This is a genomic window from Faecalibacterium gallinarum (assembly GCF_022180365.1).
GTDB classification, from domain to species: domain Bacteria; phylum Bacillota; class Clostridia; order Oscillospirales; family Ruminococcaceae; genus Faecalibacterium; species Faecalibacterium gallinarum.
In genome coordinates this window covers 94,197-120,688 of the sequence record NZ_BQKV01000027.1, presented here as the reverse complement: position 1 = coordinate 120,688, position 26,492 = coordinate 94,197, and the positions used below count along the sequence as shown (strand labels likewise).

The 26,492-nt window shown below is 61.5% G+C and carries 28 protein-coding genes; 11 read left to right on the top strand and 17 right to left on the bottom strand.

From position 1 onward, the window contains the following. Positions 1-2 precede the first annotated feature (2 nt). From JCM17207_RS04490 to JCM17207_RS04470, 5 genes are all read left to right on the top strand, one after another. A complete protein-coding gene (locus tag JCM17207_RS04490; RefSeq protein ID WP_238316468.1) occupies positions 3-1,091 on the top strand; it encodes an ABC transporter ATP-binding protein in 1,089 nt (362 codons plus the stop codon). After that, positions 1,078-2,733, top strand: a complete 1,656-nt coding sequence (locus JCM17207_RS04485; RefSeq protein WP_238316467.1) for an ABC transporter permease — start codon at positions 1,078-1,080, stop codon at positions 2,731-2,733. Before JCM17207_RS04490 ends, JCM17207_RS04485 begins: the two co-directional genes overlap by 14 nt. A 394-nt stretch (positions 2,734-3,127) precedes the next feature. Further along, the gene (locus JCM17207_RS04480) at positions 3,128-3,529 is read left to right on the top strand and encodes a hypothetical protein (protein WP_238316466.1); all 402 of its coding nucleotides are present in this window, start codon (positions 3,128-3,130) and stop codon (positions 3,527-3,529) included. After that, positions 3,423-4,259 carry a hypothetical protein gene (locus tag JCM17207_RS04475; protein WP_238316465.1) on the top strand — a complete coding sequence of 279 codons (837 nt, stop codon included), beginning with the start codon at positions 3,423-3,425 and terminating at the stop codon, positions 4,257-4,259. The genes JCM17207_RS04480 and JCM17207_RS04475 overlap by 107 nt, the downstream gene beginning before the upstream one ends. 151 nt (positions 4,260-4,410) lie before the next feature. After that, complete coding sequence (locus tag JCM17207_RS04470) at positions 4,411-5,913, top strand: beta-glucuronidase (RefSeq protein ID WP_238316464.1); 1,503 nt, start codon at positions 4,411-4,413, stop codon at positions 5,911-5,913. 64 nt (positions 5,914-5,977) lie between these two features. Here JCM17207_RS04470 and JCM17207_RS04465 read toward each other — a convergent pair whose 3' ends face one another. The 12 genes from JCM17207_RS04465 to JCM17207_RS04410 form a co-directional block, all read right to left on the bottom strand. Further along, the gene (locus tag JCM17207_RS04465; protein WP_238316463.1) at positions 5,978-7,384 is read right to left on the bottom strand and encodes a radical SAM/SPASM domain-containing protein; all 1,407 of its coding nucleotides are present in this window, start codon (positions 7,382-7,384) and stop codon (positions 5,978-5,980) included. 123 nt (positions 7,385-7,507) lie between these two features. Continuing rightward, complete coding sequence (locus JCM17207_RS04460; protein WP_238316462.1) at positions 7,508-7,687, bottom strand: hypothetical protein; 180 nt, start codon at positions 7,685-7,687, stop codon at positions 7,508-7,510. A gap of 69 nt (positions 7,688-7,756) precedes the next feature. Beyond that, positions 7,757-9,181 (bottom strand): radical SAM/SPASM domain-containing protein, encoded by a 1,425-nt coding sequence (locus tag JCM17207_RS04455; protein ID WP_238316461.1) that lies wholly within the window; start codon positions 9,179-9,181, stop codon positions 7,757-7,759. A gap of 142 nt (positions 9,182-9,323) precedes the next feature. Then, complete coding sequence (locus JCM17207_RS04450) at positions 9,324-9,494, bottom strand: hypothetical protein (RefSeq protein WP_238316460.1); 171 nt, start codon at positions 9,492-9,494, stop codon at positions 9,324-9,326. Between the two features lie 86 nt (positions 9,495-9,580). Then, the gene (locus JCM17207_RS04445; protein ID WP_238316459.1) at positions 9,581-10,018 is read right to left on the bottom strand and encodes a S24/S26 family peptidase; all 438 of its coding nucleotides are present in this window, start codon (positions 10,016-10,018) and stop codon (positions 9,581-9,583) included. Continuing rightward, positions 10,002-10,283 (bottom strand): PqqD family protein, encoded by a 282-nt coding sequence (locus tag JCM17207_RS04440; RefSeq protein ID WP_238316458.1) that lies wholly within the window; start codon positions 10,281-10,283, stop codon positions 10,002-10,004. The genes JCM17207_RS04445 and JCM17207_RS04440 overlap by 17 nt, the downstream gene beginning before the upstream one ends. Then, a complete protein-coding gene (locus JCM17207_RS04435; RefSeq protein ID WP_238316457.1) occupies positions 10,237-11,001 on the bottom strand; it encodes a hypothetical protein in 765 nt (254 codons plus the stop codon). Before JCM17207_RS04435 ends, JCM17207_RS04440 begins: the two co-directional genes overlap by 47 nt. A 254-nt stretch (positions 11,002-11,255) precedes the next feature. Beyond that, the gene (locus JCM17207_RS04430) at positions 11,256-12,719 is read right to left on the bottom strand and encodes a class I adenylate-forming enzyme family protein (RefSeq protein WP_238316456.1); all 1,464 of its coding nucleotides are present in this window, start codon (positions 12,717-12,719) and stop codon (positions 11,256-11,258) included. Positions 12,720-12,781: 62 nt separating this feature from the next. Beyond that, entirely contained in the window at positions 12,782-14,899 is a 2,118-nt protein-coding gene (locus JCM17207_RS04425) for an AMP-binding protein (RefSeq protein ID WP_238316455.1), read from the bottom strand. A gap of 89 nt (positions 14,900-14,988) precedes the next feature. Beyond that, positions 14,989-15,510, bottom strand: coding sequence for a hypothetical protein (locus JCM17207_RS04420; protein WP_238316454.1), 522 nt, complete (start codon positions 15,508-15,510; stop codon positions 14,989-14,991). Between the two features lie 193 nt (positions 15,511-15,703). Then, entirely contained in the window at positions 15,704-16,030 is a 327-nt protein-coding gene (locus JCM17207_RS04415; protein ID WP_238316453.1) for a branched-chain amino acid transporter permease, read from the bottom strand. Continuing rightward, entirely contained in the window at positions 16,027-16,722 is a 696-nt protein-coding gene (locus tag JCM17207_RS04410; protein WP_238316452.1) for an AzlC family ABC transporter permease, read from the bottom strand. Before JCM17207_RS04410 ends, JCM17207_RS04415 begins: the two co-directional genes overlap by 4 nt. A gap of 233 nt (positions 16,723-16,955) precedes the next feature. On the opposite strand from JCM17207_RS04410, the gene JCM17207_RS04405 reads away from it, so the two are divergent. Next, complete coding sequence (locus JCM17207_RS04405) at positions 16,956-17,444, top strand: GNAT family N-acetyltransferase (RefSeq protein ID WP_238316451.1); 489 nt, start codon at positions 16,956-16,958, stop codon at positions 17,442-17,444. A gap of 75 nt (positions 17,445-17,519) precedes the next feature. Here JCM17207_RS04405 and JCM17207_RS04400 read toward each other — a convergent pair whose 3' ends face one another. After that, a complete protein-coding gene (locus tag JCM17207_RS04400) occupies positions 17,520-18,059 on the bottom strand; it encodes an ECF transporter S component (RefSeq protein WP_238316450.1) in 540 nt (179 codons plus the stop codon). Between JCM17207_RS04400 and JCM17207_RS04395 the strand changes: the two genes are divergently transcribed. The 3 genes from JCM17207_RS04395 (at position 18,042) to JCM17207_RS04385 (ending at position 20,278) form a co-directional block, all read left to right on the top strand. Then, positions 18,042-18,398: a hypothetical protein gene (locus JCM17207_RS04395; RefSeq protein ID WP_238316449.1), complete on the top strand. Its 357-nt coding sequence runs from the start codon at positions 18,042-18,044 to the stop codon at positions 18,396-18,398. The genes JCM17207_RS04400 and JCM17207_RS04395 overlap by 18 nt on opposite strands. Before the next feature lie 79 nt (positions 18,399-18,477). Continuing rightward, a complete protein-coding gene (locus JCM17207_RS04390; protein ID WP_238316448.1) occupies positions 18,478-19,329 on the top strand; it encodes a transketolase in 852 nt (283 codons plus the stop codon). Position 19,330: 1 nt separating this feature from the next. Beyond that, positions 19,331-20,278: a transketolase family protein gene (locus tag JCM17207_RS04385; protein WP_238316447.1), complete on the top strand. Its 948-nt coding sequence runs from the start codon at positions 19,331-19,333 to the stop codon at positions 20,276-20,278. A gap of 83 nt (positions 20,279-20,361) precedes the next feature. Here JCM17207_RS04385 and JCM17207_RS04380 read toward each other — a convergent pair whose 3' ends face one another. After that, entirely contained in the window at positions 20,362-21,243 is an 882-nt protein-coding gene (locus tag JCM17207_RS04380; protein WP_238316446.1) for a LysR family transcriptional regulator, read from the bottom strand. A gap of 199 nt (positions 21,244-21,442) precedes the next feature. On the opposite strand from JCM17207_RS04380, the gene JCM17207_RS04375 reads away from it, so the two are divergent. Further along, complete coding sequence (locus tag JCM17207_RS04375) at positions 21,443-23,506, top strand: FAD-dependent oxidoreductase (protein WP_238316445.1); 2,064 nt, start codon at positions 21,443-21,445, stop codon at positions 23,504-23,506. A 96-nt stretch (positions 23,507-23,602) separates the two neighbouring features. Here the strand turns inward: JCM17207_RS04375 and trxA are convergent, their stop codons facing one another. Then, a complete protein-coding gene (trxA, locus tag JCM17207_RS04370; protein ID WP_238316444.1) occupies positions 23,603-23,911 on the bottom strand; it encodes a thioredoxin in 309 nt (102 codons plus the stop codon). Positions 23,912-24,179: 268 nt separating this feature from the next. On the opposite strand from trxA, the gene JCM17207_RS04365 reads away from it, so the two are divergent. Beyond that, positions 24,180-24,815, top strand: coding sequence for a hypothetical protein (locus JCM17207_RS04365; RefSeq protein WP_238316443.1), 636 nt, complete (start codon positions 24,180-24,182; stop codon positions 24,813-24,815). Between the two features lie 92 nt (positions 24,816-24,907). Here JCM17207_RS04365 and JCM17207_RS04360 read toward each other — a convergent pair whose 3' ends face one another. Next, on the bottom strand, positions 24,908-25,615 hold the full coding sequence (locus JCM17207_RS04360; protein ID WP_238316442.1) for a Crp/Fnr family transcriptional regulator: 708 nt from the start codon (positions 25,613-25,615) through the stop codon (positions 24,908-24,910). Position 25,616: 1 nt separating this feature from the next. Then, entirely contained in the window at positions 25,617-26,489 is an 873-nt protein-coding gene (locus tag JCM17207_RS04355) for an NAD(P)/FAD-dependent oxidoreductase (RefSeq protein WP_238316441.1), read from the bottom strand. Positions 26,490-26,492: the final 3 nt, after the last annotated feature.

Here is a 26,492-nt window from a genome sequence, read left to right as displayed (position 1 = left end):
GTATGAGCAGAATATCGATCAAAGATGCAGTAAAGCGGTACGGGAACAATACGGTTATCCCGGACCTGACGCTGGAGATCGGCGACGGTGAACTATTCACCTTGCTCGGCCCCTCCGGCTGCGGCAAGACCACCCTGCTCCGCATGATTGCCGGCTTCAACTCCATCGAGGGCGGCGACATCTGCTTCAACGAGAAGCGGATCAACGATATGGACCCCAGCAAGCGCAACATCGGCATGGTGTTCCAGAACTACGCCATCTTCCCCAATCTTTCGGTCCGGGAGAACGTGGCCTTCGGCCTGAAAAACCGCAAGCTGGACAAGGCCGATATCAAAAAGAAAACCGACGAGTTTCTGAACCTGATGCAGATCATGCAGTACGCCGACCGGATGCCCAACCAGCTGTCCGGCGGCCAGCAGCAGCGGATTGCCCTGGCCCGTGCCCTGGTCATCTCGCCGGATGTGCTGCTGATGGACGAGCCGCTGTCCAACCTGGACGCCAAACTCCGGGTGGAGATGCGCAGCGTCATCCGCCACACCCAGAAGAACGTGGGCATCACCACCGTCTATGTCACCCACGACCAGGAAGAGGCTATGGCCATCAGTGACCGGATTGCTGTCATGAAAGACGGCGTGATCCAGCACGTGGGCACCCCGCGGGATATCTACCAGCGCCCGAAGAACGTTTTTGTGGCCACCTTTATCGGCCGCACCAACATCGTGCACGCCCACATCAAGGACGGCGTCCTCACCTTTGCGGACGGCTACCACGAACAAATCGACGCCCTGGCGGGGGCCGGTGAACAGGATGTGCAATGCTCCATCCGCCCCGAGGAATTTGTGATCTGCCAGGAGGGCACCGAAGGCATCCGCGGCACGGTGCAGGAATGCACCTACCTGGGCCTGAATACCCACTACACCATCGACACCGATGAGGGCGACTCGGTGGAAATCGTGGAAGAGTCCACCATTGGCGAGGGTCTGAAAAAGGGCGAGAAGGTGCTGCTGAAGGTCAAGAAAGAGAAGATCAACGTCTTTAACAAGGACGGCGACCGGAATCTCATCAGGAGCGATGCTTATGAAAAACAATAATAAGTTCCGTCTTGATGTCTGGGGCATGATCACGCTGGCGACCATCGCACTGTATGCGCTGTTCCTGCTGTACCCCATGGCATACCTGATCCGGCAGTCGGTGATGGACCCCGAAACCGGCGGCTTCACCATGGCCTATTTCACCAAGTTCTTCTCCAAGAGCTACTATTTTGACACCCTGCTCAACAGCTTCAAGGTGTCCATTACGGCCACGGTTTTCTCCATCGCCATCGGCACCCCGTTGGCCTACCTGTTCACGATTTTCAAGATCAGGGGCAAAGGCCTGCTGAACATCCTCATCGTGGTGGCGTCCATGTCGGCCCCCTTCATCGGCGCCTACTCGTGGATTCTGCTGCTGGGCCGCAGCGGCGTCATCACCACCTTTTTCAAGGACCTGGGCATCACCATCCCGGACATCTACGGTTTCGGCGGCATCGTGCTGGTCATGACCCTCCAGCTGTTCCCGCTGGTGTTCCTGTATGCCAAGGGCGCCCTGAAAAACATCGACAACTCCCTGATCGAAGCCGCCGAGAACCTGGGCTGCTCTGGCATTGCCTGCTTCTTCAAGGTGGTCGTTCCCCTGATTATGCCCACCCTGCTGGCAGCGGCGCTGCTGGTGTTCATGCGCTCCTTCGCAGACTTCGGCACCCCCATGCTGATCGGTGAAGGTTACCGCACCTTCCCCGTGGTCCTCTACACCGAGTTCATCAACGAGGTCGGCGGCAGCGACGGCTTTGCGGCCGCAATCGCCGTCATTGCCATCATCATCACCACCCTGGTGTTCCTGGTTCAGAAGTACGTCTCCAACAAGAACGCATTCGCCCTGAACAGTATGCACCCCGTGGAGGAGCATCAGGCTCCCAAGGGCATCAACGCGCTGGTCCACCTTGCAGTCTATCTCATTGTGGGAATTGCCGTGCTGCCCCAGGCCTATGTGATCTACACCTCCTTCAAGAATACCCAGGGCAAGATTTTTGTGGAGGGCTACTCGCTCCAGAGCTACGAGACCGCCGTCGGCAAACTGGGCAGCAGCATCCAGAACACCATCATCATTCCCCTGCTGGCCCTGATTGTGATCGTGCTGCTGGCGGTGCTGATCGCCTACCTGGTGGTTCGCCGGCGCAACGCCCTGACCAATGTGGTGGATATCCTCTCCATGATCCCCTACATCGTGCCCGGCACGGTTCTGGGCATCGCGCTGCTGATCGGCTTCAACAAGCCCCCCATCCTCATCAGCGGCACCATGCTCATCATGGTGGTGGCCCTTATCATCCGGCGTCTGCCCTATACCATCCGCTCGTCGGTGGCCATCCTCCAGCAGATCCCCATGAGCATTGAGGAAGCCGCCATCTCCCTGGGCGCTTCCAAAATGAAAGCATTCTTCCGCATCACAGTGCCCATGATGGCCTCCGGCATCGTCTCCGGCGCCATCCTGAGCTGGGTCACCATGATCAGCGAGCTGTCCACCGCCATCATCCTCTATACCGGCCGGACAAAGACCCTGACCGTGGCCATCTACACCGAGGTCATCCGCGGCAACTACGGCACTGCGGCTGCTCTTTCCACCATTATGACCGTTCTGACCGTTCTCTCGCTGCTGCTCTTTAGCAAGCTCAATGGCGGCAAGGACATCAGCCTTTGATCCAGGAATAGCCTGTCCCGAGCACAAGTGCACAATGCCTCCGGCGTATGCCGGGGGCATTGTGCATTTCTGTATGATTGCATGACTTGGGTTTGTGTATAGTGCGGGATTACGTCCTTTTTGTTGAGCCTGCCATGAGAAGATGGTATAATTGTCATAATATCAGTGGGACTTTGGTTGTCCGCACAATACGGACAATCTTTAAGGGATCAACAAAGGAGGGGTTCTCATGAAACGACAGATTGCGCGGTTTTTGCTCTTGGCCTTTTTCCTGTTTTTGCCGGCCTGTGCCCTGCCGCTGCCCGGTACGTTGCGGATCTGCATTGACGGCGCCGCCTACTAGGACGTCAGCGGCCTGATCGCCGATTTTCAGGAGGAATACCCCCAGATTCAGGTGGAAGTGGAGGTCCTTCCCGAGGTCAAGCTGACGCTGGACGAACGCTTTCTGCCGGTGCTGGACGCCGATTCGGTGGCGTCGCGAGCGGCGGCGCTGGAACAGAACCGAGCTGCCCTGCTGGCGGGAAACGCCGGGTTTGATTTGTACCTGGTCACCGGGGGCACCAGCCAGTTTTCGCCCATGAACGGCGGCGCTCTGGTGGAGGACCCCTATGCCCTGATGGCCTCCGGCGGGCTGGAAGATCTGTCTGGCCTGGGCTGCCGCCTGGATTCCTCCGCCCTTTTGGGGGGGCGTGCTGGAGGCGGGCCAGTGGAATGGCCGCCAGTACCTGATCCCCCTCCGGGTGGAGCTGCCGGGTCTGATGGTGGATGGAGCCTCTGGCGTGGGGTTCCCCGCTGAGCGTGAGGCCTTTTTCCAGCTTCTCTGCGGGGAATATGGAGCGCAGCTGGCTGCAGCGAACATTGGCTGCGGGTTCCCACTGGCTTCCCTCTCCCGTCCGGTGGTGAATAAAGCCCAGAAAACCATCGCCCTTCGGGAGGAAGATTATACTGCCGCCCTGGCTCTGACCCGGGCACTGTACGCTCAGTACGCACAGGGACAGCAGACGGCAGCGGCGGACCGGACCATCCTGGCCGCTGCCGCCAATCCGCTGCTGTGGGCCGCATCCAACGCCGCCGGGACGGGTGTCCCGGCCGAGATGGCCTATCAGCTTGTTCCCAATGAGACCGGCGGCGCGACGGCGGATGTTGTGGCTTTCGGCTTTGTGCCCAAAGGCGGGAACACCGCGGCGGCTTCGGCGCTGCTGGAGTGGCTGCTGTCCGAGCCGGTGCAGGACGGCACCGTGCCGGTTTATAACGCTCTGGCCGGCGGGTACCCGGTGCGCAAAGGCTGCGCCGAGGGGGTTCTGGCCCATACCCGGGAATATGCGGGGGCACAGGGCAAACTGGGGCAGACCTTCCTGAACAGTCTCACCGAGGCGGAGAACCGGATCACCAGCGCAAAGTATGTCACCTGCTGTGATTTCGAGCTGGTGAACACCCTGAACGGATGGCAGAGCGGCGCGGTTCAGGATCTGGATGCCGCCCTCGACCAGCTGTATACCCAGTGGACCCAGTACCTGGAGGAATGAACCCCGCAGCGAATACTGGATGGTTTTGAAGGAAAAACCCAAAATATACAGGGTATCTGTTAAGATTTTCCTACCGGCAGCGGGGCGGGATATGCTATCATAAAATCAAAGATATTCCAGAGATTTTCCCCGGATCGAAAGGAGAACGATTATGGCAGCAACTGTCAAGCTGAATCCTTCCGCCCTGAAGGAGCTGCGGAAGGTGAACCCCTGTCTCATGTCCTACAACATCGAGATGACCGAGGTCACCGGCGGCACCTTCTGGAAGGAGTATACCCCCGCCCAGATTGCGGGCACCGAGGAGTTCCCGCCCATCAAGGACCTGCGGGAGATGGCCGGGCTGATGCAGGTCTATCCCCCCATTGACCTCTCGGGGGAGAAGGTCCGCCGCCTGGCGCGGGCATTCGGCCCGGTGTGGGTCCGGGTCTCCGGTACCTGGGCCAGCAAGACCTACTACGACTTCGACGGCTCCATGGAGGGCAAAGCTCCCGAGGGCTTTCAGAACGTGCTGACCAAAGCCCAGTGGCTGGGCCTGCTGGATTTCGTTAAGGCGGTGGGAGCCAAACTGCTGATCTCGGTGGCCAACTGCGCCGGCATCCACACTGCGGATGAACCCTGGAACCCCTCGGAGGCCGAGAAGATTTTCTCCCTCAGCAAAGAGTATGGCGTGCCCATCGACGCGGCCGAGTTCATGAACGAGCCCAACATGGTGGAGAACAGCGGCGGCCCCGAGGGCTACACCGCGGCCGACTACGCCCGGGATCAGGACCTGTTCTTCGCCTGGGTGCGAGCCAATTACCCCGAGTGCTTGCTGGTGGGGCCCTGCAACACCGGCAGTCTGGAATCCGACGACGGTGCCAAGCGGGGCGGCGGAATCGCGGACGTGCTGGGCAAAGTGGTCAGCCTGGAGGAGCTGATGGAGGGCACCCGGGAAAAGCTGGATGTGTACAGCTACCACTACTACAACGGCATTTCCGAGCGGCTGGCTTCCCTCATGCCCGAAAGCCACTGGTCGGTGGAACAGACCCTGTCCGAGCCTTATCTGGCGGTGGCCCGTCAGAACGCCCTTCTCAACGCCAAAGGGCGGGACAAGTACTGCCCCGGCGGCGAGATGTGGGTGACCGAGTCGGGCGACGCCGGCGGCGGCGGAGATACCTGGGCTTCTACCTATATGGACGTGTTCCGCACCCTGAACGAGCTGGGGGACTTCGCCGCCATCACCGACGGCATCATCTTCCACAACACCCTGGCCTCGTCGGATTATGGGTTCCTCCATCACGGAACCTTTGATCCCCGGCCCAACTATTTTGCCGTTCTGCTCTGGAACCGGCTGATGGGCACCACGGTCTATGATGCGGGCGAGCCCCTGCGGGAAGGGGCCCATGTCTTTGCCCACAGCCGCCGGGACGGCCAGGAGGGCGTGGCTTATCTGATCCTCAACAATTCCAAGACCGAGACGACCACCGTGGAGCTGCCCAAGGAGGCGGTCCGCTACACCCTGTCGGCGGATACTCTCCGCTCCACCACCATGAAGCTGAACGGCCGTCCTCTCCAGCTGGTGGGAGAGTATGGCCTGCCCTCTCTGGAGGGCGAGAGCGTGGCCGCCGGCACCCTGGAGCTGGCCCCCGCCACCTGCACCTTCCTGGTGCTGTAATTACACTATGAAATGAAAAAGGCTGCGCAGCGCCCGAAAGCGCTGTGCAGCCTTTTTTGTCTGGTTATTTTTGTGTTTCGTATTTCTCCCGGGCCGTTTGGATGGCAGCGTTGATCCGGTCGGCGTAGCCCTGTTTCCAGAAGGCGCACATCTGCCGGTCGCAGCCCATCAGGTCCTGGCTGCCGGTGGTCAGGGCGATGGCTCGGCATCCGCCGCCGCAATGGTAGCGGTATTCGCAGGCTGCACACTCGGAGTTGACGGCCAGCAGATCCTTGATCCGGCTGTCCACAAACTGCATATAGTAGCTGTCGCTTAATCCTTGCCGCAGGCCTATTTCCTGCACTTTGGGGAAAACCTCCTGCCGGGGGCTGGCGGTCATAGGCATACAGGGCAAAAGCCGCCCTTCCGGCGTAATGTAGCAGGACCAGCGCACTGCGCCGCAGAGGTAGTTGTCCAGGCAGCTTTCGGTGCCGCAGTAACAGCGGAAAATCGGCTGGGCGGGCTGATCCTGCTGCAAACGAACAATACCGCCGATTTCCAGCTGCGGGATGGGTCGGCCAGCCTGGTAGTACCAGTCAATGTAAGGCAGCATGGCGTCGATGTATTCAGTCCAGGACAAGGAATTGCCTTCGCTGTGGCGGAGCCAGAGCTCTGTCTCGTCTACATTGGCAATGCTTAGATCCTCTACCCCAATCTCCCCAAGGGCCTGGATCGTTGCAGGCAGGGCGGAAAGGTTGCCCCGGTGGATGCACATGCTGGCGGACACAGGGAATCCCCGCTGGCGGCATAGGGCCATAGCGCGGAGGGCGGCCTGCTCTGCGCCGGGTACTCCCCGCATCCAGTCGTGCCAACCCTGCGCCCCGTCGAAGCTGATAGAGAATTCAGGACGGAGGTTTCGACGCTCTAGTTCATCTAATACCGACTCGTTCAGCAGCCAGCCATTGGAATAAATCTGCCCGATCACCATTTTGTGGGAGAGAATCCGGTCCACGAGCTGCCAGAAATCCCGGCGGATCAAGGGCTCGCCGCCGGTCAGATCCAATCGAAGTATCCCGCAGGCGGCGATTTCATCAATCAGCCGGAGTGCTTCCTCAGTGGAGAGCTCCCCCAACCGGCCATCTGGTGCGTCCATATAGCAGTGCCGGCAGAGGAAATTGCACCGCCCAGTGATAGACCAAAATACACGCCGGACGAATCGGTTTTCGTAATACTGATAGTATTGACTTGCTTCCAAGGGGGAGGCGGTTTCGCAGGGGCATATATATCCCTCCGCCTGGCACTGACCCAAGGCCGACCAGAGCTGCGGGCCCAGCTGGACTTCTGAAAGGTCGGTCTGTCCGTCACAGAGAATTAGTGCTTGAAACATAGGCCGGGATAAAAGGAGAGTTTCGTTTTCCGGGCGGCGGACCAGGACCCAGTTCATGCCCTTCCAGCCGCGCAGCGCATAATTGGGGTTGAGTCTGTAATACATGGGTTTTCCTCTTGTTAAAAACAGCAGGCAAAGAAAATTCTCTGCCTGCCTGAAAAGTGGGGTCGAGATTGGTGCGTTTGTCAGGATGCTCTGTCCGACCGGCTGGGCGCTGGCTTGGGAGCCTTAACCCTTCCAGGCGTGTTTCGTGGTACAATTGCCGCTGTTACCGTTGCAGCCGTTGCCTCGATCCCAGCCAGGTACAGTACAGCTGCCGCCGGTATTGGTCTCATCCGAACCGCTGGTGGTGATCACGTCAAAGTTGTCAAACAGGACGATTTCAGCCGTAGCTTTTTCGTAAATCATAAACGTTCCTCCCCATCCAATCCAGCGGGTTATTCTCCAGAATCATTGTATAAAATTTAACGGGTACTGTCAATCGCTTGCGGTGTTTTGAGGCACTTTTGCGTTATATTCGGCCTCGGCTTTTTGGGCGGCCTCGGTGATGCGCTGGACATAACCTTCCTTCCATAGGGTGCACATGATCCGGTCGCAGCCCATCAGGTTTTGGTCCCCGTGGAGCACAGCGGTGGCCCGGCATCCGCCGCCGCACTGGTAGCGGTATTGGCAGGCGGCGCACTCGGCGTTCATTGCGAATAGATCTTTGATCCGCCGGTCCACAAATTCCAAATAAAAGCTGTCCTGCAAACCCTGACGTAGGCCGATTTCCTGCACTTTGGGAAACCGGTCCTGCTCCGGGCTGGCGGTCATGGGCATACAGGGCAAAAGCCGTCCGTCCGGCGCAATGTAGCAGGAGAAACGGGCTGCGCTGCACAGGTGACAGTTGAGGCATTTCTCCGAGCCGTCGTAAGGTTTCGCGATGATTTTATAGGGGCGATCCTGGCGCAGAACGATCACGCCGGCGAGGATCAGCTGCCGGATGGGCCGTCCGGTCTTGTAATACCAATGGATATAGGGGAGCATAGCCTCGGTGTATTCCTGCTGGGTCAGGCTGTTGCCCTCGCTGTGGCTGCACCAGAGGGGCGTCTCGGAAACGTTGGAAACTTTCAGGTCCTGTACCCCTACAGCCCGCAGTGCCTCGATGGTCTGGGGCAGGGTGTTCTGGTTGCCCCGGTGGATGCACATTTCCACGTCGGTTTGGAGCCCTCGCTCATGGCAAAGCTTCAGCGCCCGAAGGGCCGCCTGCTCCGCGCCGGGTATCCCCCGCATCCAGTCGTGCCAACCCACCCCGTCAAAGCTGATGGAGATAGCGGGCCGGAGCCCCCGCCGCTCAAATTCGTCCAGAACGGCGTTGGTCAACAGCCAGCCGTTGGTGTAAAGCTTGCCGATGGTCATGTGGTGGGCGAGGATCCGGTCCACCAGCTGCCAGAAATCCCGGCGAACCAGGGGCTCGCCGCCGGTCAGATCCACCCGCAGCACGCCACAGTCCGCCATCTGATCGATCAGATTCAAGGCATCGGCGGTAGAGAGTTCTCCCAGCAGGGCATCCGGAGCATCCATAAAGCAGTGCCGGCAGCGGAAATTGCACCGCCCGGTAATGGACCAGAAAATACTTTGGACGTAACGATTTTTGTAATACTTGTAATACTGATCTGGTTCCAGCGGCTGGGGCGCAGAGAGCGGGGCAATGACCCCCTCCTGCTCATATTGCAGGCGAGCAGCCTCCATTCCCGGTGTGAGAGGGATGCGGCTCAGATCGGTCTCGCCGTCGCAGAGCAGCAGCAGCTGAAAAGTCTCTGCCGGGAGAGGCCGGATCAAATTTTGGGGCCGCCGGATCAAAACATGGGCCATTTGTTCCCAGCCGCGGAGTATATGGCCGGGGGTGAGTTTATAAAGCATAGCGGGTCCTCAGTTCGTTTTCAGATGTGCCTGTATAAAAAACGGCAAACTCGGCCGATTATACCGGGTTTGCCGATTCGCTAGAGGGTTATAAATCGTCCCCCTATGCGTATGAGAAATAAAAATTTATGACGGCAATGACTTAATAGACTTCGCCCAGATCGTAATAGCAAGAAACGTGGTTTTGATTCGACCAGTGGCCGCAACTTGTACCACCGCCATTCACGCCACTGGTGGTGATTACATCGCTGTTGCTGAACCGGATCACCTCGGCCGAGGCTTTCTCATAGATCGATTTCTTGTTCTCCATCATAGGTACTCCTCCTTTTCTTGTTGTAATATCATAAGGCGCCGGGGGTGGTGAATCCCCGTCGCCCTATGTCGATGATGTTTTTCGGCTCAGCCGCGGGGACCGAACATCTTCCGGCGCACCCGTCCCGGCAGGGCCCGGAACCAGAGCCGCGCCCGGCGCAGCCTAAGGGTTTTTAGATAGGCCCGGTAGGCCGGACTCTGGCAGGAAATGTACTGCCCACTCTCGTCGGGGTAAAACCCCGCCATCACCCCGATGACCCACTCAGCGGGCACCGTCTCGGGCCAGAGGCGGTTGTCCCCCAGGGTGCGGTAGCCGCTTTCGGTCACCCCGATGACCCGGTGGAGGACATACTCTCCGGCAGGGCGGCGGTAGAGGGCCACATCGTACCGTTTCAGCGGGCCGCGGGCGGCGGTCAGAACCACGGTGCTTTTCCGGCTGTGGAGCAGGGGCTCCATGCTGTCCCCCGCCGTCTGGAAAAATCCTCGGCCCTGTTCCGATAGAACCTGTTCAATCCGCTGCGCCATCGTTGTCCAGCGCCAGGGCGATGGTGTTCAGAAACTCCCGCACGTCCTGCCGGGCGGTGGCCTCGTCCAGACCCTCAAAGCGCTCCAGGGTTTTGGCAACCAGCTGATCCTCAGTGACGCCCTGTTCCAGCAGTTCCCAGTAAAATGCGCCGGTGCTATTCAAACGGATCATTCCGTTGAAGCTCTCGCTGGCCTCGCCAATGGCGATCACCATGGATTCATCTCCCAGCCGGCGCAGCAGGAAACCCGGTTTGGTTTTCAGCATCTTGATCCCTCCTCATGGTATGGTATGCGAGCTGGGCGGCCTCCGGTTCCCGGTTGCACTCCAGCAGATAAAAGGGCACGGTCTGAACCATCCGGTCCAGGAGCCCCCAAAAGAGGTCGAAAGCGGCTTTCTCCCGGGGGAGCAGCAGCTGGTGGAAAATCCGGCGGGTGATTTCGGGCCCGGTCAGCCGGCGAATGTGATTTTCCGGGGTTTGCTCCAGAAAACAGATCCCCGCCACCGGGCAGATGCGGTTCTGGCCCAGCCGTTCTTTGCCATTCCAGGGGGTGCCGCAGGCACAGAGCACGCCGTCGATGAACCGGAGCACCGGTTTGTCGCCGTTGATCACCTGGGCGCGGGGGCCGAACTGTTCCAGCCAGAGCCGGATGTGGGTGGTTTTTCCGGTGCCGCTGGGGGCGCAGAATAGATAGGCCGCTCCGTCCAGTTCCACCACTGCCCCGTGGATCAAAAAGGCATCGTATTCCGGCAGCCTCAAACAGAGGCTGCGGTAGAGGCAGAGGCTTTCATAATATCCCATGGGACGGCGGCCCAGCGGCAGATCGCTGGGGTCGGCCTCTGCTTCCCGGCAGAGCTCTTGCTCCGAGGCGCGGACGGTGAACAGCGGCGTTTCCCCGGTTTCATATCCCCGGCAAAGATGGCGAATGTACGGATAGCGTGCGTCGAGCCCGATGGGCAGCCCGGCGATTTTTATACAGAACAACGCGGAGTTTCACCTCGTTTCACGCCGGTGTTCTTCCAAACAAGTATTATTGATAGGTATTATTATTGTATAGTATTTTATGAGCGCTGTCAATAAAATAGAGCGGCGGACGGTACAATTTTGACGCAGAAAATGACAAATCCCCCCGCGGCGCAGCCTTTCGGCCGATGCAGCGGGGGGATTTGAGAGAGAGAAAAAAGAGAAAGGAATTATGTTTTATCCACGGGGGTTACCCGCAGACAAGACACGCAGAGTTAGTTGCGCACCAGCTTGCCGGTAGCGTTCCGGGCGAGAGGCTGATCGCGGAATTCCACCAGCGTCATCCGCTTGTAGAGGGGCAGGGTGCGGTTGACCTCGGTGATATGGGCCCGGACCGCCTCCTGGGCTTCGGCGGGGCAGTAGACTTCGGCGCAGATTTTGCCGTCCTTTTCCTTGACCAGGCACTCCTGGACATCGGGGCAGGCTCCAACCAGGGTTTCCAGCTCCTCGGGGCTGACGTTTTCGCCGCTGGCCAGAATAATCAGGTTCTTCTTGCGGCCGGTGATGTAGTAATAGCCCTCCTCGTCCTTCCGGACCAGGTCGCCGGTGTGGAACCAGCCATCAATCAGGACCTCGGCGGTCAGCTCGGGCTCCTTGTAGTAGCCCAGCATGACAGGATCGCCCTTGATGCACAGCTCGCCGTCCTGGATGGAATACTCGCAGATGGGCTCGTCACCCTTGCCCACCGAGTGGATGTGTGCGGCGCTCTGGTCGTTGTTCCAGGTGCCGTCGCCGGCGGTTTCGGTCAGGCCGTACATCTGCATGATGAAGAATCCGTTGTGCATCAGGTCCAGCATCATCTCGGGGGTGCAGGCAGCGGCGCCGCAGGTCAGGGTCCGCAGTTTGCCCAGCCGGTCCTTCCGGCCCCGCATCACATCCCGATGGATGGACTGGAGCAGCACCGGCACGGCGGCCATGGTGTCACAGGGCATCAGGGCCAGATCGCGGTAGAAGTTCCGCAGATCGGTGCAGAGGTTGTGGGCCATGCCCATAATGGACCAGGACACCAGACTGGTGAATGCCGCGATGTGGAACATGGGCAGAACGGTGAAGTGGTTGAAATCGTAGTGATCCACCCCCATCTCTTCCAGCATGACGCGGAAGGGGTCGCAGTAGGCGGGCATGGGGGCGAACAGGTTTTTCTGGCTCAGCATAACGCCCTTGCTCCGGCCGGTGGTGCCCGAGGTGAACATAATGGCCATCAGGGCCTCGCGGTCGGCGCACTCGTGGATCTCGGCGGGCTGGGCGTCCAGATAGCCGGTGATGGGCAGCAGTTTGTCGCCGTACGCCTCGCCCAGAGCGGGCTCCCGATCCAGATAGATCCCGTCGTGGAGGATGGCGGATGCCTCCACCAGTTCCAGCTCATAGTGGATGTCGTCCCAGCTCTTTTGCAGGTTCAGGGGGACCACCACGGCTCCGGACAGGATGGTGCCGAAGATGCTCACGGCGTAGTGGTAGCTGTTGGCGGCCAGGATGCAGACCCGCTTGCCCTCGATGTCGGGGACGGCGGCCTGCAGGGCGGCGGTCACACAGCGGATGTCGTGGGCGTACTGGCTGTAAGGCACTTCCCGCACGGCCTCTTTTTCCGCATCATAGTAGCGGATGGCGATCCGATCGGAGTACTTGGTTTCCATCTGGGAGACCAGCTGATAGATGGTGTGAACGGGGAGGGTAAACATGGCGCTTTATCCTTTCTGTCTTGATAAACGACCTAGGGCCGGGGGCGGGCCCGGCAGGGGGCTCAGCCTCGCTGCAGTTTGCCCAGGGCGTTGCGCGGCAGGGGCTGATCGGTAAATTCCACCGCCGTCACCCGTTTATAGAGGGGCAGCGTGCGGTTGGTTTCAGTGACAAAGGCGCGGACGGTGTCCCGCACAGCGTCCCGGCAGGAGATCCGGGCGCAGATTCGGCCGCCCTTCTGCCCTACCAGCACTTCCCGCACGGCGGAGCAGCGGCCCAGCAGGGTTTCCAGCTCTTCGGGGCTGACTTTTTCGCCGCTGGGCAGGACCATCAGGTTGTTTTTCCGGCCGGTCAGGTAGATGTACCCGTCCGGGTCGATCCGGGCCAGGTCCCCGGTGTGGAACCAGCCCTCTTTCAGGACGGCGGCGGTCTTTTCGGGTTCCTTGTAGTAACCCATCATGACGGCGTCCCCCTTCATGCAGAGTTCGCCGTCCTCCAGCCGGTACTCCATGTCGGGGTCCCGCAGGCCCACCGAGGGCAGATGGGCGGCGTCCTGAGCGCTGTTCCAGCCCCCGTCCCCCACCGTCTCGGTGAGGCCGTAGGTCTGGATGATGGTGAACCCTTTGGCGATCAGGTCGGCCAGCATCTGAGGGTCATAGGTGGCGGCCCCGCAGGTGAACACCCGCAGTTTGCCCAGGCGGGCGGCCTTGCCCCGCATCACGTCGTGATGGATGGATTTCAGCAGGGTGGGCACCACCGCCATCACATCGCTGGGCATGGCCTGCAAATCCCGGTAGAACCGCCGCAGATCGGAGCAGAAGTTCACCGCGTTGCCGGCGATGCTCCAGGAGACCAGACTGGTCAGAGCGGCGATGTGGAACAGGGGCAGCACCGTAAAGGAGGAGGGCTGATACCCCTCGGGCCAGCCCATCTGGGCCGGGAAGGTCTCGAAGGGCTCGGTAAACAGCCGCATGGGGGCAAAGAGGTTTTTCTGGCTGAGCATCACCCCTTTGCTGCGGCCGGTGGTGTCGGAGGTAAAGAGGATGAGGGCCAGGGCGCCGGGATCGGGGCACTCGGCCAGCTCGGCCAGCTCGGTGCAGCCCGCAAAGGCGTTCATGTCCAGCAGCGGCCCCTCCCAGCGGGCCAGATCCGGCTCCCGGGCGGCATAGCTGCCGTCGGTCAAAAGGGCGGTAACATCGGCCCGGCTCAGCTCGTCCCGCAGGGCAGGCCAGCTCTTTTCGGTGTTGAGGGGCACTGCCACCGCTCCGGCCAGGATGCAGCCGAAAAGGGCCACAGCGTAGGGGTAGCCGCTCCGAGCCAAAAGTCCCACATGCCGCCCCTCCACCCCGGGCAGGGTGCGGCGGAGCCAGCCCACCATCCGGCGGATGTCGGCGGCGTAGTCCCGGTAGAGCACTTCCCGCACCGATTTGGCTTCCTCGTCGTAATAGCGGATGGCCACCCGGTCAGGGTAGGCCGACTCCATGTTCAGAAGATTCTGGTACATGGTGGAGATCCAGTAGGTCTGGGCCAGGGCCTGTTCCATAGCCTGCCGGGCCCGGGCGGAGTCCCGGGCGTCGAAGGCGTCCAGAATCTCGTGGTACCACCGGAGAGCGGCGGCCGCATTCTGCCGCCGGACGTTTTGGCGGCAGGCGGACTGCATGGCATCGTCGATGATCTGGTAGATCTGCTGCATCATCTTGCTGCGGGTCAGCCGGGCCAGCGCACAGTGGAAGGCGCTGTCGGCCTGGGCGAAGGCGGCCAGGTCTCCCCCGGCCCGTTCCATCTGGCCCAAAAGCTCCCGAAGCTGGGCGATCTCCCCGTCGGTGGCCCGGCGGCAGGCGATCTCACAGATGGGCCCCTCTACCATCCGGCGGAAGGTCAGGATATCCCGCAGCGTCTCCCGCCCCAGATAGAGCAGGGGCACCAGCTGGTTGAGGGCAGCTTCTGTCCCTGCGCCCCGCACAAAAGATCCCTCGCCGAAGTGGGTCTCCAAGAGACCCAGCCCGCTCAGTTTTTGCAGCGCGTTGCGCACCGTGACCCGGCTAACCCCGAACTGGGCCGCCAGTTCATTCTCGGAGGGCAGTTTGTCGCCGGGCTTCCAGTCCCCGGCCAGAATCTGCTCCCGCAGCTGGTCGAACACCTGCTGGCTGACGCTGCTTTTTACCACTTTTTTGATCGCCATTCCCGGATGCTCCTTCTGCTATTGGGTGAATTTTCGTCTGTATTATTGTAGCATCCGGCGGCGGGTTTTACAATTCCGGCTTTTTCCGCTCACTCGTGGGCGGGCTTGGCCAGTTTGGCGGCCAGCTTGCCGCCCAGCTTGGCGGCGACCAGGGAGCCGCCAAGAATGATGGCGCCGCCCACCCAGAAAGTAATCAGCTGGCTGCCGATGATGGCGGGGGTGATCTCTTCAAAGTTGAGGGTGGCCACCGTCAGGTAGGCAAAGGCGATGTTGTTGCAGGCCACCGGGCAGACGGTGCCGCCCAGAATGATCACCGACAGCACAATAGCGATGCTGAGGGAGAAGGCCCCCAGCAGCCCCAGGGAGGAGGCCAGGCCGAAAGTACCCATGTAAAGGGCCAGAGCGGCGACCAGGCCCAGGGTGCCCCCCACGAAGATGGAGGGGATGTTCTTCATGTCTGCCCCCAGGGCGAAGAAGAAGATGGTCACAAAAAAGAGGGGCCAGCCCGCGATGCCCAGGGCCACGGCGGCCACGTTGACGATGAAGATCCAGACCAGAACGGCGCTGGTGACGATCAGATGGTGGCGGTCCGGTTTTTGAAAGATAGACATAAAATCCTCCCAGTCTGCGCACGGCTCCGCGCCCCGCACAGGCGGAGGGATTCAGACCGCACACGATGAATTGTATACCTGTAATACAGGTGCGTGAGAACAGAATACCACGCCCCTGCCCCGCTGTCAAGCCGAAGCGAAAAACAGACAGAAAAAAGCCCGGCAGAAATTGCCGGGCCAAAATCGGATTGGTTCAGCGCAGGACCGTCTGCACCAGCAGCATGTACAGGGCGGTGCCCCCGCCGATGCTCAAGAGGGTGTTTTTCTTCCACCGGTGGAGCAGGACAATAAAGCCGATGGCCACCAGCTCGGGCAGCCCGTGCCAGGCAGAGGCGGGGGCGTCCTTGAGGCAGTAGACCACCAACATCCCGATGACGGCCGCGGGGAGAACCCGGCCCAGCCGGGCCACCCAGGCGGGGGGCTGCCGCCCCTCAGGGAAGACCCAGAAGGGCAGAAACCGGGTCAGGGCGGTGGCGGCGGCGATCAGCCCCAGGGTGATGAGGGTTTGGGCGGTAGTCATGGGGTGTGGGCCTCCTTTTCTGTTTTGGGGCGGGCAGGGGCCAGGCAGAGGACCATCAGCCCCATGGCCGGCAGCAGGAAATGTTCGCTCCCAAAGAGAGCCAGACAGGCCAGGGCGCAGCCCGCCCCGATGAGGGCCGGGCGGTGATCGGTCTGCTGGTCCCACTGATTTAAAAAGATCACCACAAACAGGGCGGTCATGACGAATTCCAGACCGGTGGTGTCCATGGGGAGCAGCTGCCCCAGCAGGGCCCCCACCACCGAGCCCGCCACCCAGTAGCTCTGGTCCAGCAGGGTGATGAAAAAGTAAAACCAACCCTTGTCCACCCCCGGCGGCGGGTCCACGGCACAGTGGATGGAAAAGGTCTCGTCGCAGAGCCCAAAGATCAGATAGGGCTTTTTCCAGCCGAGGCCCCGGTATTTTTCCAAGAGGGCCAGCCCGTAAAACAGGTGCCGGGCGTTGATCATCAGGGTCAGCAGAAAGACGTGGAGGGGCTCAAACCCCGCCAGCAAAAGCCCCACCGAGACGAACTGCATCGACCCCGCAAAGATGAACAGGCTGCTCAGCAGGGTATAAAGAAAGGCCAGCCCCTGGCTCTGCATCAAAAAACCGTACGACGCCCCCAGCACCAGAAACCCCACCAGAACCGGCAGAGTGTGGGGCAGCGCCGCCCGGAGCGCCTGAGTTTTCACAGCCGCTCCCCTCCCCTTTGCCAAAATTTGCGATGGATTTAGTTTATCGGAGTAAAGCGGCTTTGTCAAGCGCCCGGCTGGCCGGGGCTGGGGGCGCAAAACCCCGGATTTTCCTCGTTTTTTGTATTTTTGCTGTAAGAAACTGGAATTTTGGGCCGGTTTGTAGTATAATAACCCCATTCTGGGCAGATATGCCTTTTTACAAAGGCGCCCGCAAAGAGGGTTGAGGAAGAATGTTTCGCGGAGCAAACCGTTTTGAGATTGATCGGATTATGAAGGTTTACGACCGGGCCCGGGCCCTGATGGCCGAGTCCGGCAACCCCAGCCAGTGGGGCGACAACTACCCCTCCCGGGAGATGATCGAAAAGGACATCCAGTCCAACCGGCTGTTTGTCTATACCGTCAATGGGCAGATGGAGGCGGTGTTCGCCTTTATTCTGGGCCAGGACCCCACCTACGCGGTGATCGAGGACGGCGCCTGGCTGTCCGATTGCCCCTACGGCACCATTCACCGGCTGGCCTCGGCAGGGCTGCACCCCCACGCGGCGGACGCGGTGATTGCCTGGTGTCAGGAGCGGTGCGAGAGCCTGCGGGCCGACACCCACGCCGACAACAAGGCCATGCAGCATATTCTGGAGAAGAACGGCTTCGTCCGCTGCGGGATCATCCACGTGGCCAATGGCAGCCCCCGGATCGCCTACCAGAAATTGCCCCAGCGCTGAAAAAGACCGGAAAACCCAAAAACCGCCCGGAGTTTTGCTCCGGGCGGTTTTTCTGCGGTTTAGGTTGCGGCGGGGTCAGTCCATCCACTTGGCCCGCTGGAGCCCCACCAAAACCAGGGGGATCAGCACCAGCTGGAGGAGGATGCCGGGCACAGCCCCCAGCACTGCCCCGGACATAAAGGCCGAGAAGGTGAAGCTACTCCCCGACAGGCCCATGAGGCAGAACATAACCGCCCCCCAGACCACCCGCCCGGCCAGCATGGCGGCCAGCAGGACGGCGTAGATCATCCCCAGGCTGTGCCGGCGGGCCCGGCGGTAGAGGGCCCCGGCGGCGAACCCGTAGGTGGCCAGCTCAAAGGCCATAGCCAGAGCCGTGGGGTAAAGGGGCGGCATCCCGAACAGGACCGAGCGGAGCAGCGGGGTCGCCGCGCCGATGGCCAGCCCCCAGGGCCCGCCCAGGACAAAGCCCCCCAGCAGCACCGGCAGGTGCATGGGGCAGAGCATGCTGCCGATCTGGGGGATGGACCCGGTCAAAAAGGGCAGCGCCAGCCCCAGGGCCAGAAAGAGCGCCGCCAGCACCAGCTGCCGGGTGTGGGAATGGGTGGTTTGATTCATGCCGAAAAACTCCTTTTTGGATGGTATTTTGTCCTGCAAACCGGCAAAAAAGGGGCCTGCCCCCGGCCTTTGGCGCAGGAGGCAGACCCCTTCATGGCGTCTGTTTACAAAGAAGGTTGTTTGCACAGAAAGCTCTGTGCGCCGGGCTTCGGCCCGGATATTCCGGCTCCCGGCCGGAACACTAGCAGTATAGCAGAACCCTTCTCACCCTGTCAAGGGCCGGGGCTGGGACTGCATTTTATACAAAAAACGACGCCATCCGCCGCCGTTTTTCCGGGTGATGTACAGTTCGGCAAAATTTGCTTGACCTTTCTGTGCAGAACCGATAATATAAAATAGAGAAAGAGCGGGCACGGGGCGCCGCCCCTGCCCGACCCAGGTCAGCCAAAAGGCAAGAATGTTACATGGGAGGGCCATCATGACCAACGCAGAAAAACTCACCCTGCAAAAACGCGCCTGCCAGATCCGCCTCGGCGTGATCGAGGGCACCCACAGTGCAAAGTGCGGTCACCCGGGCGGCAGTTTGTCCATCGCCGAGGTGCTTTCCTACCTGTATTTTAAAGAAATGAACGTCGATCCCGCCAACCCCGCCAAGGCGGACCGGGACCGGCTGGTCCTCTCCAAGGGCCACGCAGCCCCGGGCCTGTACGCAGCGCTGGCGCTGCGGGGCTTCTTCCCGGTGGAGGATCTCAAGACCCTGCGCAAGATCGGCAGCTATCTCCAGGGTCACCCCAACATGAACTCGGTGCCCGGTGTGGATATGTCCACCGGCAGCCTGGGCCAGGGTGTTTCGGCCGCCTGCGGCATGGCCCTGGGCGCCAAGCACGCCGGCCAGGATCTGAGCGTCTACACCATCCTGGGCGACGGTGAGATCGAAGAGGGCGAATGCTGGGAGGCCTTTATGTTCGCGGCCCACTACGGTCTTTCGAACCTCTGCGTCATGATCGACCTCAACCACTTGCAGATCGACGGCGCCATTGAGCAGGTTATGAACAGCGCCCCCCTGGACAAGAAGATGGAGGCTTTCAACTTCAACGTCCTGTCCATCGACGGCCACGACTTCGACCAGATCGAGGCAGCCATCGCGGCCTTCCACGCCGAGAAGGCCAAGCCCACCTGCATCATCCTGAACACCACCAAGGGCAAGGGTGTTTCCTATATGACCAACCAGGTGGATTGGCACGGCAAGGCCCCCAATGACGAGGAGTACCGCATCGCCATGGAGGAACTGAACGCAGCCTATGCCGCGCTGGAAAAGGAGGGCAACTGAGATGGCAGACGTGAAAAACATCGCAACCCGTGACAGCTACGGCGCAGCGCTCAAGCAGCTGGCCGCCGAGGGCCACGACGAGCTGGTGGTCCTGGACGCCGACCTGGCCGCCGCCACCAAGACCGGCGTGTTCAAGAAAGCCTACCCGGACCGTCACTTCGACTGCGGCATCGCCGAGGGCAACATGATGGGGGTGGCCGCAGGCCTGTCCACCATGGGCTATATCCCCTTTGTCTCCAGCTTCGCCATGTTTGCGGCGGGCCGTGCCTTTGAGCAGATCCGCAACTCCATCGCTTACCCCCGCCTGAACGTCAAGATCGGCGCCACCCACGGCGGCATCTCGGTGGGCGAGGACGGCGCTTCTCACCAGTGCTGTGAGGATTTCGCCCTCATGCGCTCCCTGCCCGGCATGACCGTCATCTGCCCCGCCGACGACGTGGAGGCCCGGGCCGCGGTCCGCGCCGCCTTTGAACACCGGGGCCCCGTCTACCTGCGGTTTGGCCGTCTGGCTGTGCCCGTCTTCCACGACGAGGCCAACTACCACTTTGAGATCGGCAAGGGCGAGCAGCTCACCGAGGGCAGCGACATCGCCATCATCGCCACCGGCCTGATGGTCAACGAGGCCCGGATCGCCGCCGAGAACTTGGCCAAGGAGGGCATCCACGCCCGGGTCATCAACATCCACACCATCAAGCCCCTGGACGAGGAGCTGGTGCTCAAGGCCGCTGCCGAGTGCGGCAAGGTCATCACCTGCGAGGAGCACAGCGTCATCGGCGGCCTGGGCGAGGCAGTCTGCGCCCTGCTGAGCGAGAAGCAGCCCACCCCCGTCCGCCGGATCGGCGTGCAGGACAAGTTCGGCTGCTCCGGCCCCGCATGGGACCTGCTCCGTGAGTATGGTCTGTGTGCTGCCAACATCGAGGCCAACGTCCGCGAGATGCTGGGCAAGTAAATAACGTCGTTTTTCCTTCGGAAGAAAAAGAACCCGGGCGGAGCTGGTTTACAGCTCCGCCCGGGTTTTGTTGTTTTTCGGCGTTACAGACTCCATTTCTGATAGGCATCCCGGAAGATCTGCCGCAGCTCGGCGATCTGGGGCCGGGGATCGTCCCGCAGGGTCATCAGGCAGGTGGCGGGCAGAGGCCATTTGAGCTGTAAGGGCAGATACCACTCCTGGGGAAAGATATCGTACCGCAGGGGACTGACGAACAACCCCCGCCCAGCCAGCAGGCCGCTGTAACACAGCTCAAAGGAGACCACTTCGGCCCAATGGATGGGCAGGCCCTGGGCTTCGGCTTGGGCCCGCAGGCAGCCGATGTAGACCCGCTCCGACGGCTCATAAAAAAGGGTCTGGCCCCGCAGCTCCCACAGACAGACCACCGCCCGGCTATGGAGCGGGTGGGCGGGACCGGTCGCCAGATAACACTGAGTCTGAAACAAAAAGTCCTGGGTGACTTCGGGCTGGGGCTGTTCAGGGGCGAGGCCGATCAGGGCGTCCACCCCGGTGGAGAGCAGATGGTGGAACTCCTTGTTGGGTGGGTCAGTGCAGACCGAGATCTCGGCATCGGGCCAGGCCTCATTCAGCTGCTGGATCAGAGAATGATAGATGGGGTCCCGCAGAGTCATGACGGCGGGCAGCTGGAGCACCAGTTTGTTCCGGTGGACAAAGGGCTTCACCGCGTTGCAGGCTTCCAGGTACTGGCGGTAGAGACTGCGGGCCGGCCCCAAAAAAGCCAGCCCCGCCGGGGTTAGCCGGACGTGGGTGGTGTTCCGCTCGAACAGCTCCACCTCCAGCTCTTTTTCCAGGCTGCGGATCTGGTAGCTCAGGGCGGGCTGGGTGATGAAAAGCTCCCGGGACGCGCGGGAAAAATTCAGGGTCCGGCTGACTACCAGAAAACAGAGCAGCTGACGGTCGTTCATGGCGGGGTTCCTCCTGTTTTGTGCTGGCCTGAGTATACCACAACCGGGGTGAGTTATAAAGATTGTTTATAACTCTGCGAGAAATTTTTTGATTCTTTCGGGCCCGGGAATGTACTATACTGAAGTCGTACCGGCAGTTTTTGACGAAATATGCCGAACCATCCGGAAGGAACCCGAACAAGAGAAGGAGACAAATCAAATGAGCAAGATTTCCCGCAAAAGCTTTTTGAAAATTGCGGCCGCCGCAGCCATGGGCGGCGTGACCGCCGGCGCCCTGTCGGCCTGCAACGGGGCCGACTCGGCTGCCGCCAGCTCGGCGGCCTCGGGCGGGGCCATCTACACCCCCGGCACCTACACCGGCACCGCCCAGGGCATCGGTGAGGTCAAGGTGACCATGACCTTCAGCGAGAGCGCCATCACTGAGGTGGTGGTGGATGCTTCCAACGAGACCGCCGACATCGGCGGCGCCGCCGTTCCCACCCTTCAGGAGGCCCTGATGGAGGCGCAGAGCGCCGAGATCGACGGGGTGGCAGGCGCTACCGTCACCGCCAACGCCGTCAAGGCCGCTGCTGCCAGCTGCATCGAGCAGGCCATGGGCGTGGCTCAGGAGACCCCTGCCGAGACCGAGGAGACCGACGACGGCGATGACTGGCTGGGCGAGGAGCCGGAGATCGCTTCCGTCAGCGAGGAGCAGGACTTTGACGTGGTCATCATCGGTGCAGGCCTGTCGGGTGTCTGCGCCGCCCGCGCTGCCGCCGAGGAGGGCGCCAAGGTAGCTCTGGTGGAAAAGAGCTCTTCCTTCAACTGCCGCAGCGGCGAGTACGCCCTGCTGAATGGCAGCCTGAACAAGCGCTGGGGCCGGGAGAATATCGTGGATGAGGACGTGGTGGTGGACCGCCTGATGCGGGAGTGCACCTACCGCAACAAGCGCTCTATCCTGAAAAAGTGGGCCACCCACGCCCACGAGGTCATGGACTGGTTCATCGAGGCCTACCCCGAGCTGACCATCTGCGACTCCACCCGGGAGGTTGTCACCCAGGAGCAGTTCGACAAGGGCATTCTGGTGCCCCTGGCCTGGCCCCAGCCCGAGCATTACGACTACCGGAACGAGGAGTTCCCCACCTTCCCCTCCAGCATGGAGTTCCGTTCCTCCCGTTCCGACCAGCAGGGCTTTATGGTGGAGGCCAACCTGAACAAGGCCATTGAGGCCGGCGCCACCACTTTCTTCGGCTGCTTCGGCACCAAACTGCTGAAGGATGCCGACGGCCGGGTGACCGGCGTCATCATCCGGGACGCCAACAACGGCAACGCCTACATCCAGCTCAACGCCAGCAAGGGCGTCATCCTGGCCACCGGCGACAACTCCGGCGACGAAAAGATCATGAAGCACTTCGCCCCCGAGATCGTGGAGAAGAAGATCGCCAACATGGGCGCCATGGGCATGCTGGGCGTGGACGTCGAGGGCAAGACGGTAGAGACCGGCGACGGCCTGCGGATGGGCGCCTGGATCGGCGCCAAGGTTCAGGATTTCCATGCACCCATGACCCACCACATGGGCAGCGGCATGGGCGTGACCCCCTTCCTCCAGCTGAACAAGCGGGGCGAGCGGTTCATGAACGAGTGCATCCCCGGCCAGCAGCTGGAAAACCAGATCGAGCTCCAGCCCGAGTGCACCTCCTTCCAGATCTACGACTCCAACTGGGGCGAGCAGATCCCCTATATGCCGGCCAACCACGGCGGCCTGTGCTACATCATCCCCGAGGATGAGGACGAGTCCAACCCCAACTTCACCGACCGTCAGTACACCAAGATCAGCGCCAAGGCCGAGGCCTATCAGTTCAAGGCCGATACCCTGGAGGATCTGCTGACCCAGTGCGGCTTTGAGGGCGAAACTCTGGAGACCGCCCTGGCTTCCATCGAGCGGTACAACGAGCTCTGCCATGCCGGCTCGGACGACGACTTCGGCAAACCGGCTTCCCGGATGTTCGCCCTGGAAAATCCCCCCTACTACGCCTGCCAGTGGGGCACTACCTCCATGCTGGTCTGCGTGGGCGGCCTGGAGAGCGACGAGAACTGCCACACCTTCACCGAGGGCGACCCCGCAAGCCCCAAGCGGGATATCATCCCCGGCCTGTACGTCTGCGGCAACGTCCAGGGCAGCCGCTATGCGGTGGAGTACCCCATCTGCATGCGGGGCATCAGCCACAGCCTCTGCGTCTACTACGGCTATGTGGCGGGCAAGAACTGCGTGGCCGGAGTCTGATCCCGTCCACCTGTTGATTCCCCGATAACAGGATAAAAAAACGCCCCCGGCGGTCTGAACCGCCGGGGGCGTTTCATCTGTTATAGGTCCGGGCGCTTAGTCCAGCAGAGCCAGAACGCTGGCCTTGGGGCGGGAGCCCACGGCCTGGTTGACCAGCTTGCCGTTCTTAAAGACCAGCAGGGCCGGGATGCTCATGATCCCGAACTGGCCGGCCAGCTCCGGCTGCTCGTCCACGTTGACCTTGCCCACCTTGACGTCGGGGCGCTCGTCGGCCACCTGGTCCACGATGGGAGAGAGCATACGGCAGGGGCCGCACCAGCTGGCCCAGAAGTCCAGCAGCACGGTCTTGTCGCTCTGGAGCACTTCGGATGCAAAATTATTCTTGGTAATGGTGATAGCAGACATGGCGGTTACCTCCGTTTAATTCCTCGTATAACCCCGCTGTGCGGGGGCTCTCGTTTGTTTCTGGCAATAGTATACCCCAAACGAAGCGCTGATTCCGTAACTGTGTCACCGAAGAGGAAATCGGAACCCTTGCCAGCCATTCCCTCTTGAAAAATACGCTCTTTCGTGCAATGATTGTAGCGTCGGGTGCGTATTCTTTACAGACGGGCCCCCTGTCGGCCCGCCGTACCCATTGGATTTTCTCTTACGAGAAGGAGTGTGTTTTTCTATGAGACTGAAACTTTTCCCCCTTGCGCTGGCGGCTGTGCTGGCGCTGGGTCTTGCCGGCTGCGGCACCAAGGACGCCGCCGGCAGCTCCTCCGCCCCTTCCAGCAGCCCGGCTGGCAGCAGCGCCTCCTCTGAGGCCGACAGCCAGACCGAGGAGGACGCCGCTTCCAGCCAGAGCAGCACCTCGAAGCGCCCCCAGAGCGACACCGTGACCATCGTGGTGGAAGGCGAAGAAGAGGAGCTGCCCGTCACCCTGTTTGAGGGCGAGGGCTACTCCATTTACCTGCCCGAGGGCGAGTGGACCCACACCGAGGCCGGCGACGGCAGCCAGGTGCAGGACGTGTTCGCCGCTGTGGAGAACGACAAGGTCCTGCTGGCCATCCAGTCCTCCGGCGAGGAGTCCGCCACCCTGGACCAGGTCTATGATGCTCTTCTGGAGGAGGGCTATCTCCAGTCCGACGACAACGACCAGTACTTTGCCCTGAGCGAGGACGGCGTGGTCACCTGCCAGTACATTGTGGAGGGCACCGACGGCCAGATCTGGTACATCTCCTGGTGCTACCCCGATACCACTGAGTACGTTGAGGGCTGGGGCAGCCGGATTCCCCAGCTGATCGAGACCTTCGAGGCAGAGTAAACCCTCTTTTTTATCCCCTTTCTGTTATCAAACTTTGAGCGCCAAAAAGGAGCGCCCGGGCCGGATGGCCTGGGCGCTCCTTTGGTTTTTGGTCAGCCGCGGTCTTTTCCGGCCCGGCCCTCCCGGGCCAGCTTTTGGAGCCGGGGTTTGTCCAGGACGGTGAGCCCGCCCCGCCAGAGGGTGACCAGCCCCTCCTGGGCGAAATATTTCAGCAACCGGCTCACCACCTCCCGGGCGCTGCCCATGTACCGGGCGATCTGGTCGTGGGTCATGTGGAGTTCGTTGGAGCCGGTCTTGGCCAGTTCGTCGGTGAGGAAGATGGCCAGCCGACGGTCGGCGCTCATAAAGAGGATCTGCTGCATGGCCCACATGGTGTCCGAGAACCGCTCGGTGATGGTCTGGTAGGCGAAGCACCGGACGTAGACGTTCTGCTGCATCAGATTGCGGAACACGCCGGCCCCGATGCAGTAGGCATCCACCGGCTCTTCGGCGTCGATGTGGACGTCGAAGGTCACCGCGTCCAGCACGCAGGAGGCCGACAGGATGCAGACCTCCCCCGCAAACAGCCGGTAGAGGGTCACATCCCGGCCGTCCTCCGAGAGGATATAGGCCCGCAGCTGGCCCGAGCGGACCAGCAGAATTCCCACACAGTTTTCGGTGGGGCTGTGGACGTGTTCCCCTTTTTCGTACCGCACCGGCCGGGTGCTCCGGCAGAGGGATTCCTGCTGTTCGGGGGTCAGCTCGTTCCAGAAGGGGAAGCCGCAGGCCAGACATTTTCGGCTGATTTCTTCGTTTGGCATCTTACCCGCCATAGAAACCACCCTTCCGCAGAGCCTTGGCGGCCTCCGAGCCGGCCATGGCCCCCTCGTAGACGGCCTTGGCCACCTGGAGCAGGCCGCCGGTGCAGTCCCCCGCCGCGTACAGGCCGGGGATGCTGGTCATCATGTCGGGGCCCACGACGATCCGGTTGCCGTCCACCTCGGCGCCCATCTTCCGGGCCAGGGCGGTGCTGCCCGCTACCCCCAGAGCCACAAAGACCCCCGCCACGGGGACTACCTCGCCCCCCGCCAGCTGAACGCCGGTGACGGCATCTTCGCCCAGGATGGCCTCGATCTTCTCAGTCCGGACCGCCACTTCCAGGGGGAACTGGGCGGTCAAAGGGGCGCCCCCGGTCAGCAGGGTGACGCTCTTGGCCACCGGCAGCAGGGCCGTGACCTCATGCAGGGCGTATTCCCCGCTGCCCAGGACAGCCACGTCCCGCCCGCGGTAGAAGAATGCGTCGCAGGTGGCGCAATAGCTCACGCCGTGGCCTTCCAGGTTTTTCAGCCCGGGCAGGGGCGGGGCGGCGCGGGAAACGCCGGTGGCCAGGATCACCGCGTCGGCGGAGTAGTCCCCGGCCAGGGTCTCCACCGTCAGCTTGTCGGTGAAGGTCAGGCCCACGGCCTCGGTCTCCACAAACTTTACCCCCACTGCCTTGGCGCCCTCGATGCCCTGGCGCTCCAGCTCGGCGCCGGGGATGGCCTCGGCGAAGCCATAATAGTTCTGGATGCCCTCGGCCCGGGCCAGCGCGCCCGAACCCCGGGACAAAACGGTGGTGTCGATCCCGGCGCGGGCGGTGTAGAGCGCGGCCGAGACACCGGCGGGGCCGGAGCCAACAATCACAACATTCGACATATG